Below are 10,489 nucleotides of genomic sequence, written 5' to 3' on the forward strand. Positions count from 1 at the left end.
TCGAGATGCACGACGAATGGATCGCTTTCCCCCGCCGCTACCTCCCCGAAGGCAGCATGGACAAGATCTACCCACCTGAAGATCCACCCGACACGGCTACACCACTACAGGGGACATGACCCGTGCGTGAGGATCACGTGAGTCACGGAGCCCTTTTCAACCTGGCTTAAAAGCGCCTTGCAGAAGGCCGTGAGTTTGCAGGTCAGGGCCCGCGTACGGCTTTGCTGATCACGCGGCCAAGGCGAGGTTGTGCATGTGATCGGCAGCCTGGACTGCGTGATGGAGGCCGTCGCCGTGCTGTCGGCAGACGCGAAGGATCTTGTAGTTCTTCAGCCGACCGATCGCGTGCTCGACCCGCGCACGGACCCGGCGATGTTCCGCGTTGTCCGCTTCCTCGCCGGCCAGCAGCGCCCGGCCGGGTCGTTTGCGGTGCGGGACGACCAGGCCGGTGTTGATGTAGGCGCCATCGCCGAGCACCGTGACCCCCTGACACTGCTCCGGCAGGCCGGAGTTGCGCCAGACATGGGCGTCGGCCTTGTTGCCCGGGGCCGGACGGGCGGTGGCCACGACCAGGCGGGTGTCGGCGTCGATGATGACCTGCACGTTCGCGGAGAACCGGTAGTGGCGGCTCGAGGCGCCGACCTTGCGGTCGCGGACCGGGACAAGCGTGCCGTCGACGATCCACAACCGGTCCGTGGCATCGACCGGACGCGAGGTCGGTGCGAGCGCGAGGAGGGGTCCAAGTCGCTGGATGACCCTGCACACCGTCGCCGACGAGACCCCGAACAGCGGCGAGAGCTGACGCATGGTGAGGTTCGTCCGGTAGTAGACCGCCACCACCAGCACCCGCTCGGCAAGCGGCAGACACCACGGCCGTCCGATCCGCGGCCCATCGCCACCCCGCTCCCGCACCACCTTCAGCAACCGCTCGAACTGCGTCATCCGCAGCCCCGTGAACGTCTCCACCCACAATGGATCAGCCCTCAACACCCCACGCAATACAAGGGAAATGCCCTGATCACGGCGTTCTGCAGCGCGCTTTAGGCAGGGCACCAGCCGGGCACACGCGTCCAGATTCTGGTCATCGAACACGGGTGACACCGCCAAAGCGGCATCGGAGAGTCGCATCCCACTGGGGCGTGTGTCGGAGTGCTCCAGGGTGGCTGACGTGAGTGGGCGGGGGCGCAGTTATGGATATGTCGGACCGGTCGAGCTGAAAGCCGCGGTCCGGCCTGTTGACGGCGGGCGTCGGATCGCCTCGGCGGCTGACTTCGGTGGCTGGATCGCGGAGCAATCGGCGGCGGAACTGGCCGAACCGTTCACCTTCGTGGTCGGTATGGACGATGTGCTTCGTCTGGCGCCGCGGCGAAGCGAGCACGTGGCCTGTGCCGGCGGAGCGATGGTTCTGGGTGCCGGCGAGATCAGCTTCATGCGCGAGGCAGACCGGTGGACCGTGAGCGAGGTCAGCAACCAGTCCACCGGGTACTGCCCAGACGTCAGCTCCTGGGCGAAGGTCGCCCGTGCTCTCGACGCTGTGGAGCTCCGGCGGCCTTCCGGCTTCACCCACGAGGTTGTATTCCGGCGGTGCCCCGACTGCCAGGAGCACAACATCGTGCGCGAGGACGACTTCGTCTGCGTCTTCTGCGGCAGCGATCTGCCTGCGGCGTGGAACGTGGATCCCACCGCCTGACGACCGAGGGTCACCGGGAAGGGGAGGCCGGGGTCCATGGCGGCTCGCTTCAGGAGGCGGGCTCCAGCCGTGATGGGCTCGGTTGTCGGTGTCCTGTGAGGATCGGGGCCTGGTTCCCTGTTTGAGGGAGATCAGACCGCCGTCGCGTCCCATCGGCAACACGTGGTTCGGCGTTCTACGCGTCACGCTTGGTCAAGCGGGCGATTGGCATCCGTTCTTCGGCGGGCGCTGGGCTCTGGTCATCGGACGACGCGGCAACCTGTCGATGGCCCCGGTCTGGCACCTGCGCGAGGCCCGGGCCACGAGCGTGCCCGCCTGGGTCGGACAGTGCCTGGTCCTGGTGTTCGGGCCTGACCTGGTTTATTCGGGTCAGTCGGGTGGACCCGGCTCGATGCCCGAGCCCCGTCCCGAGTACGGGGAAGTCCCGCACCCTCGACGCGCGTACGACAGTGCCAGGGCCCGACATCGCGCAGACGCCTGGCCGCCGTAAACGATCAATGTGCCGGCTGCCGGAGTGCAGACCGGGGCACGCCCCAACATACGGGCCCGGCGTGGATCCAGTAGGGGGCGGTGTTCGTGGGCACCAGCTCTTCGGACGGCAGCGGCCACTTCGAGTCGATCGAACGCGAGTAAGCGGTGACCGCGGCCGTCAGCGCTCTACATCTGGGCCGTCAGCAGGGCTGCGCGCAGGGCTTTCTTGTCGGTCTTGCTGACAGCGGTCTGTGGGAGGGACACGGCAACCGAGTATGAGTCAGGGGCATAGAGGTCCCCGAGCGCATGAGTGATCCGGCGCGTCAGCGCGGCGAAGTCCGGGACACGGGCAGGGTCCTGCGGTACCAGTACCACGTGCACCTTCTCCGTGCCGTCCGCACCGGGCAGGCCGATGGTGGCCGCGTCCTTCACCGCGGGGAGCGAGATCAGGAAATCGTCGAGCAGGCGTGAGTAGACGTTGTCGGCGGTCCGCCCGGTCACGATGATGTCCTTCATCCGGTCGACCAGGTACAGGTACCCCTGGTCGTCCTGGCGGGCCAGGTCACCGCTGCGGAACCAGCCATCGGGGCCCAGGACTTCGGCCGTACCCTCAGGATCGTTCCAGTAACCATCCATGACGGTACCGCTGCGCACGTACAGTTCACCGACCTGCCCGGCCGGCACGGGCCTGCCGTCTGCGTCCCGCAGCTCCACCTCGGCTCCGGGGCGCGGGCGCCCACAACTGGTCAGGGACTCGGGCCGTGCCAGGTCGTGTTCCTGCGGCGTGAGTTCGGTGACCAGGCCGTTCTCGGACGCCCCGTAGATCTGGTGCAGCACGGGACCGAAACGTCCGATTGCCTGCCGCAGCCGGGCGGGAGCCGCGGCCGCGCCGGTGTAGAAGAGGGTTCTCAGCGAGGGGAAGCCGCCGGCGGGGCAGTCCGGATGGTCGAGAAGCTCGTACAGCATCGGCGTCACCGTCATCATCGCGGTGACGTGCTCGCTACGCATCACTGACAGGGCGCTGCCGGCGTCGAATGTCCTCAGCAGTACGACTGTGGCACCGGTCAGGATGCCTATGAGGGAGGCGAGGTGGCCGCTGGTGTGCGTGGTCAAGGTGCAGACGAGCATCTTGGGACTGGCTGAGACCTCGTCACGGTACCTGGCCGACACACGGGTCAGAGCCTCGTAGTAACCGCTGCGGTGCGTGACCAGCCTGGGCGTCCCGGTGGTGCCGCCGGTGTAGAGCAGTGTCGCGACATGGCGGCCGTCGGCTGCCTCGTGGGGTACGAGGTCGGTATGGTCCGGCGCCACAGAAAGGAAGTCCGTCGCCAGTGACGACCGGCCGGGACTGAAGACGTGGGGGACATCGACCCGGCCGGTGATCTGCCGGGCCCGTTCCTCGAAGCCGGGATCGAAGAAGAGGGCCTTGACCTGGGCGCGTTGGACGAACGCCGCCAGCTCGCTGTCGCCGGGCTCGGGCGGTACGAAGACCAGCCGGCAGCCCACGAAGTGCACGGCCAGCATCAGCAGCGAGGCTTCGGGCGAGTTCCCCACGAAGAGGGCGACCCCGTCGCCGTTCCCCAACCGGGTGTCTCTCAGCGCTGCGGCGTACCGGAGAACCCTTCTCAGAGCCTCCGTGCCGCTGATCCGCCGCGTCCCGGAGACGATCGCATCTCGACTGCCGGTCGCCTTCAGCCGGTCCAGCACGTTGACGGTGTGGTTCTCGATGGAATTCATTGCCCTGTTCTGTCGCGAGAGGACGAGAAGAGACGGCTGGTCCGGCCAGCCAAGGGGTCACGGCATGTTCCGCGTTGACAGCGCCGAGACCGGCACCTGCACCTCGCCTCGGATCCGGTCGGAGCCCGGCAACGCACCGCCGTGTGGCCGTACCCCGCGGGCTCCGTGCCAGGCGGGGTACGGCCGCCGGTCGGCGGTCACCGTGCCTGTCGGCGTGGGCGTTGGCGACCGTCTCGCGGCGGATGTGGTGTCAGCGGTCGAGGAAGGTGTTCACCTCGGTGCCGAACCTGACGGCGTACTGGTAGAGGAACCCGTGACCGGCGTCCGGGTAGATGTGCAGCTGGGCGTCGGGGAGGTACTTGGCCAGCAGGTGGGAGTTCTCGGCGGGCATCAGGATGTCACTCTCGCCGTCGGCGACCAGGACCGGCTGGAAGAGGGACTTCAGGCGGACCATCTTGGACTTGTCGGTGATGCCCCACTCGGACCACGCGGTGAGCTGGTGGTCGCGGGTGGCGAGGCTTGTGGGGGCGTCGTGGTCGGTGGTGCGCTCTCCGAGGCGCTGCAGGAACTGTGTGCCCGCCGCCTGGCTGGAGGCGGTGTTCTTGAAGAACAGGAAGAGGTAGTCCTCGGGGCCGGGGGTGTCCTTCAGAGTCCGCTGCAAGATGTTGGGGTCGGTTGCGCGTTGGTTCACTCCGCCCTGGGGGCCGGTGGCGGCCAGGACGACGCGGCGGACCTGCCAGGGGCGGCGCAGGGCGACCTCCTGGGCGACCTCGCCGCCGAGGGAGAAGCCGAGCAGGTCGTAGCGAGGCAGCTTGAGGGCGTCGATGAAGTCGATGGCGTCCAGGGCCATCTGCTGGTCGGTGCTGGGGGTGGTGCCGGTGGAGCCACCGACGCCGACGTTGTCCACGAGGATGACCTCGCGCTTGGCGGCGATGGTGTCGATGAGCTTGGGGTCCCAGCTGTCGAGGTTGCCGCGGAAGTGCTGGAGGAAGACCAGGGGCACGCTGCCCGCGCTGGGGTGGCCGAAGCGGCGGTACTGGTAGGTGACGCCATTGGCGGCCTTGACGCGCAAGTTGGGGGCGGTGCTGGCGCTTGTCGCGTGCTGCGTCTGAGTGACCGCCTGCCGCGTGCCGCTGGAGTCTCCGCTCACGGCATTGGCCATGCTCGGCGCCGTGGCGGCGACAGCCGCGACGACCGACATGGTGGCCAGCGCCATCGCGGTGCGCCGGGAGATACGGGTACGTCGATTGGTTGAGGACATGCGAATTCCTTGAGTTGAGCCGGAGGTCTCCCCCGGCGCGTTGAACTTGCCGTGCGCTCCGCGTACGCGTGTCTGCGGGGCACGCGGATCGTGGAGCTGTTTCTGACCCGACGACCTCGTCAAGCCGGGCCCGTCGCCGTAGGGTCCGAAGGCCCCGATGAGTCCTGTGAGCGGCCAAGGTGCGGACCGGAGGTCATGGTCTGCGCGAGTGTGGGGGAGCTGGGAGCGACGACGCTGAGCCGGGGGCGGCGAAGGAACTCCCCCATGATCGACATGCCCAGAAACTAGGGAGCGGCTGTGTCGTCGGGCGTCATCCCGGGCGCCCGACAGGGTCATCCGCCAGGGCGAACCAGTCCGCTCTCGTAGGCCAGGACGACGGCCTGGATCCGGTCGCGGATGTGCAGTTTGGCGAGGATGCGGGCCACATGGGTCTTGACCGTGGTCTCGCCGAGGAACAACTTCCCGGCGATCTCACCGTTGTTCAGCCCGCGGCCGACCAGCCCCAGCACCTCCCGCTCGCGATCGGTCAGTACGTCGAGGCGTGCATCGGCAACGGAAGCGACGGCGCCCGTGACATACCGGTCGACCAGCCGCCGCGTCACCGACGGGGCGACCATCGTGTCGCCGCGCAGGACGCCACGTACGGCGACGAGCATTTCGGCGGCCGGGGCGTCCTTGACGAGGAAACCACTCGCTCCCGCACGGAGCGCCGCGTAGGCGTACTCGTCGCGGTCGCAGGCAGTGAGGACAAGCACCGCGTCTCGGGCAGTGCAGCGCGCAATTGCGCGGTGGCCGAGATGCCGTCCAGGCGCGGCAGCCGCGCCTCCATGAGGACCAGGTCGGGACGCAGCGTAAGCGCCTGGGCCACGGCCGTCTCGCCGTCCCCGGCCTCTCCGACGACCTTCAGGTCCGTCTGGCCCCCCACCACCATGCGCAGTCCGGCCCGCATCAACTCCTGGGCGTCACAGATCAGTACGCCGATCTCCGCCGTGGTGCCCCCGCCCCCCGACCGTGCGCCGGTCAGCCCGTGCCCGGACGCCGCCTGGTCGGCGTTGCGGGCACCGGCGTGGACGGCGGTGCCACGGTTTGACGGCTCAACAGCGAGCGCCCAGCCAAGGCCCCGGTCGGCTCCGGTGATGAGGACGTTACTGGCGGGCATGCCCATGAAATCCTCCTGGTGAACGGGTCAACGGCGTCCGGGGTGAATGAGAAGGGCACGCTGACCACGCCGAAAGGCCTGCCGATGCTTTCCGCCGACGGGCAGGCCGGCCACAGGCGCGGTAGGTCAGATGTTCCTGTCAGCGACCTGGGGGCCTGATGGGATCGGCTTCACACGCGCATCACCAGCCGGACGGCGTGCTTCGAACACGGCCAGTGCGACGACGATCGCGGCGGCGACGACCGCCGCCAGGTACGCCGGGGCCCTCAACGTGACCGTGCCTGCGACGACCAGAGCGAACAGCGCGAGCAGCCGTGACGAGAGCAGGTCGTCGAACAGGGTTGCCCCGTGCCACACCTGTGGGACGAGGTAGAGGGCCGGCCCGCCGAAGAGCAGCAGGTTCGTGGTGATGCCTGCGTGGTCGACGGGGTGGACGATGACACGTTCATCGGCCACGGCGACGGCGATCAGGCCGGCGACGGTGGCCATGAGGCTGATGACGCCACTGCGCCCGGCCCGCATCGGGTCCTCGGTCCGCTGGAAATGGCGCACGACGCGCTCGGAACGGCTGAAGTACAGCCAGAACAACGCGATCGTGCCGGTGAGCGCCACCCCGGCGGTCAGCAGGTTCATCGGCTCGTAGGGTGCCGCGGTGAGTGCGGTGCCCGTGGTCATGACCGTCTCGCCCAACGCGATGATCATGAACAGGCGGCCGCGTTCCAGCAGGTGCCCGCCGGCGAAGCCGACCTGCCGGGACTCCAGCCTGCGGCCGGGCAACGGATGCGCCGTCCAGGTACCCGCCAACTCGATCAGCAGCGCCGCGGCCCACCATGCCAGCCGCGCGCCGCCGCCGACCGCCGCGCCGGTCAGCCACAGGGGAGCGGCCGCGACGAACCAGACCAGAACGCGGACGAAATGCTCCTGGTTGACCTCATCGAGGCCGACGGTGAGCAGCCATACCGTCCGCCCGATGTGAACCAGCAGGAAGGTTGCGGCGAAGAGCCACCCGGCGTCGCCGAAGGCCCGTGGGATCGCGGCGTTCATGAACAGCCCGGCGAGCATGACCGCCAGCAGCATCCGCCGGGTCCGCGGGTCCTCGGCCGGCACGAGGGTGACGGCCCAGGTGGTGTACGCCCACGCCGCGTAGACGGCGAGGTAGAGCACGAGCGTCTGGGCGGCGCCGGTCCACGTCGGGTGCGCCAGCAGCTGATGCGACAGCTGACCGATCGCGAAGACGTAGACCAGGTCGAAGAACAACTCCAGCGGCGTGACCTCCCGGCGCGCCGGATCGCTGGTCAACTCCACCATGGGTCTCCTCGTTCGGGGAGGCGTTCCGACTCCCGTGTTGTCGGGCTCCGTTGAGTGGTCAGTCGGCGAGGAAGGCCGTCACCTGGGCGGCGAAGTCCTTCGCGTGCTGGAAGAGGAAGGCATGGCCGGCGTCGCTGTAGGCGACGAAGGTGGCGCTGGGCAGGTGCTGGACGGCGGTGTAGGAGGCCAGGGGGGTGATCATCGCGTCCTGCATGCCGGTGGCGTAGAGGACGGGCTGCCGGATGGCGGCCAGGTCCGCTCGCACCTGCTCGAAGGGAATCGCCGCATCCTTCGCGACCGCGGAGAGCTGCCCCATGGCCGCCGCCTCGGACACGTCGGGGAGCCCGGTGGCCAGCCGTGTGGCCACCCTGGCGAGGTGCGCGTACCCGGCGGCGCGTCCGGTGTCCGTCTCCGGGAAGAACAGGAACACCAGGTCGTCCCCGGTGAGCTCGGGCTTGGTCATGGTGGCCCGTATCTTCGGGTTCGGGGCGGGCGCGCCGGGCACCGTTCCGCCCGGGTTGGCAGCCGCGACGACCAGCCTGCGGACCAGGGCGGGCCGAGTGCGGGTGATGTGCTGGGCGGCGGTGCCGCCCAGCGTCCAGCCGAGCAGGTCGACCCGCGTCAGGCCGAGGGCCTCGATGAACTCGACGGCGCCGTCGGCGAGTCCCTCGACGGAGTCGCGCGGGGTGCCGGTGGAGTAGCCGGTGCCGACGTTGTCGAACACGATCACGTCGTGCTCGGCGGCCAGGTGGTCAAGGAGCTCCGGGTCCCACCAGTCGAGGGTTCCCCGGACCCGGTTCAGCAGGACCAGCGGGGTGCCGCCGGTCGGGCCGAGGCGCCGGTAGGTGAACGTCGCGGAGGGACCCACGACGGTGAGGTCCTCGGCCGCGTCTGCCCTATACGTGCTCATGTCGCGCTTCGCTTTCGTGTCGCTGTGTCCACCAGGAAGGTCAGGCGGCGGGCAGGCGGTTGAGCCTGCGCAGCTGCTGGTCGAACATGCGGGAGGGGACCATGCGGCGCATCGTGCGGACGCGTCCGGTGATGGCGCCTGCGGTGTAGCGCAGCTTGGGCTTGGCGTCGGTCGCGGCGGCGACGATCTCCTTGGCGACGACGGAAGGGTCGTCGCCGTCCCTGACCGCCTGGGCCATGTACTCCTCGAAGACGTGCCGTTGGTGGGCGTAGACGTCCAGGGGCCGGTCGGGGCGGACGCTGGCGGCGTCGAACGCGGTGCTGGTCCAGGCGGGTTCGACGAGCAGGACCCGCACGCCGTGCTCGCGGACCTCATGGTCGACGGACTCGGAGTAGCCCTCGACGGCGTGCTTGGAAGCGGCGTAGACAGCCATGTAGGGCTGCGGCATGAACCCGACGATGGACGAGATGTTGATGACGCGTCCGCTGCGCTGGGCGCGCATGTGGGGCAGGACGGCGTTGGTCATGCGGATGACGCCGAGGACGTTGATGTCGAAGAGGCCCTGCGCCTGCGCGGCGGAGGACTCCTCGGCGGCGCCCGCCGAGCCGACGCCGGCGTTGTTGACCAGGACGTCGATGCGTCCGAACCGGTCGATCACCTCTCCGACCGCAGCGGTGACCGAAGCGTCGCTGGTGACGTCGAGGTCGAGGAAGGTCACGCCCTTGAGCGGGGTGACGTGCGCGGTGTTGCGGCTGGTGCCGACCACCTCGTGGCCCGCCGCCGCCAGCGCGAGGGCGGCCGCCTTTCCGATGCCGGAGGACGCACCCGTCACGAGGGCTACCGGCTGAGTTGTCGCCATCTTGGACTCCTGATTCCAGGATCGGGACGACCTCCCGATCGGTTTCATCAATGTATCAGTTCTAAAGCAAATAGCAACACACGAGAATCAATTAATGATTAATCCGTAGCGTCCATGCATCTTTTACGGAGAGTGAGGCGGGAGGCGTCCAAGCGGGTCCTCGCCGGGTCGACGGGGCGGCCCTGCATCCGTACACCGGCGGTGAACATCCGCGGCGTCGAGCAGGACGCGGCAGGCCAAGTGCCGGCGAGCCGCCGATCAGGGTCGTCCGGGTCGCAGCCGAGAGCACGAGGACGGTCCAGGCGGGCTGTGTCGGTGTTGCGGTGCACGCCGAGCGGCAGCGGACGGCCGTGCCGACATCCAGGAGACCGCGAGCGTCCGCAGCAGAGTTCGATCGCGGTCGGCATCCAGCGGAGGTGCGAGCAGCATTTCGGCCGGCGTACACAGGGCGGATTCAACTGGTCGTCGCAACATCTTGATCACGGAGGTGTTGGATGCAACGGGAGTTCCGCGCGGCGGTCCATCAGCCACGACAGGTAGAACAGGCCCTGGTTGATGACACCCGAGTCGACACGCCGCTTGTCGAGGATGACCGGCGACCGGTTCTCGTCGAGACCGAGCGAGTCGATCCCCCGCCGTGGAGAGGCCCGTGCCGTACTCGCTCGGGAGGCCCCCCGACCCCAAGCGGCGCCTCCATGTCGGCCTCGACAAGGCTCAGCACATCCGCCTCGGCCTCAGCAAGACGCGGCGCGACGTCACTCACGCCGTTGTCTGTCATGTGGAGCAGCTTCAGGCCCGGCACCTTCGCATTGCCTCCCTGCCGGTGCTCCGACCGGTCCAGGGGCCGGTCGGCCTATGGCAGCCTCATCGGCTCTGTCTGGTGACCAAGCTCCATCTGTCCCAGCCCATGCCAAGAGCTCCCGGAAATCCGAGGGCTCGGGGGCTGATGTCAACGCTGTGGCTGACACCAGTGAGCGACTCTGTCGGGAATCTTGAGGACGGCAGTTAACGATCGTGATGTTGCGTCAGGCTCGTTGGAACGTCCCGCCCTCGTTCCCCAGGAGCCCGATGTGTCCCTCCAACCTCACTCCGGA

Annotated in this window: 7 protein-coding genes and 2 pseudogenes; 1 reads left to right on the forward strand and 8 read right to left on the reverse strand. The window is 68.5% G+C overall.

Annotation, left to right across the window (positions count from 1 at the left end; all coding sequences use genetic code 11):
- Positions 1-228 precede the first annotated feature (228 nt).
- A complete protein-coding gene (locus LJ657_RS47755) occupies positions 229-999 on the reverse strand; it encodes a transposase family protein (protein WP_232656050.1) in 771 nt (256 codons plus the stop codon).
- Between the two features lie 169 nt (positions 1,000-1,168).
- Here LJ657_RS47755 and LJ657_RS47760 point away from each other — a divergent pair, with 169 nt between their 5' ends.
- The gene (locus tag LJ657_RS47760) at positions 1,169-1,690 is read left to right on the forward strand and encodes a hypothetical protein (protein ID WP_232656051.1); all 522 of its coding nucleotides are present in this window, start codon (positions 1,169-1,171) and stop codon (positions 1,688-1,690) included.
- A 657-nt stretch (positions 1,691-2,347) separates the two neighbouring features.
- Here LJ657_RS47760 and LJ657_RS47765 read toward each other — a convergent pair.
- From LJ657_RS47765 to LJ657_RS47795, 7 genes and pseudogenes are all read right to left on the reverse strand, one after another.
- On the reverse strand, positions 2,348-3,898 hold the full coding sequence (locus tag LJ657_RS47765; protein WP_232656045.1) for an AMP-binding protein: 1,551 nt from the start codon (positions 3,896-3,898) through the stop codon (positions 2,348-2,350).
- A 250-nt stretch (positions 3,899-4,148) separates the two neighbouring features.
- On the reverse strand, positions 4,149-5,159 hold the full coding sequence (locus LJ657_RS47770) for an alpha/beta fold hydrolase (protein ID WP_232656046.1): 1,011 nt from the start codon (positions 5,157-5,159) through the stop codon (positions 4,149-4,151).
- Between the two features lie 332 nt (positions 5,160-5,491).
- Positions 5,492-6,108: pseudogene (locus LJ657_RS47775) on the reverse strand (response regulator).
- A gap of 336 nt (positions 6,109-6,444) precedes the next feature.
- Positions 6,445-7,626: a low temperature requirement protein A gene (locus LJ657_RS47780; RefSeq protein ID WP_232656047.1), complete on the reverse strand. Its 1,182-nt coding sequence runs from the start codon at positions 7,624-7,626 to the stop codon at positions 6,445-6,447.
- A 58-nt stretch (positions 7,627-7,684) separates the two neighbouring features.
- Positions 7,685-8,536, reverse strand: coding sequence for an alpha/beta fold hydrolase (locus LJ657_RS47785; RefSeq protein ID WP_232656048.1), 852 nt, complete (start codon positions 8,534-8,536; stop codon positions 7,685-7,687).
- A gap of 40 nt (positions 8,537-8,576) precedes the next feature.
- Positions 8,577-9,395 carry an oxidoreductase gene (locus tag LJ657_RS47790; protein ID WP_232656049.1) on the reverse strand — a complete coding sequence of 273 codons (819 nt, stop codon included), beginning with the start codon at positions 9,393-9,395 and terminating at the stop codon, positions 8,577-8,579.
- Between the two features lie 506 nt (positions 9,396-9,901).
- Positions 9,902-10,173 (reverse strand): annotated as a pseudogene (locus LJ657_RS47795) (DUF5655 domain-containing protein); the annotation flags it as partial.
- Positions 10,174-10,489: the final 316 nt, after the last annotated feature.

The organism is Streptomyces guryensis, from assembly GCF_021261325.1.
In the GTDB taxonomy this organism is placed as follows: Bacteria; Actinomycetota; Actinomycetes; order Streptomycetales; family Streptomycetaceae; genus Streptomyces; species Streptomyces guryensis.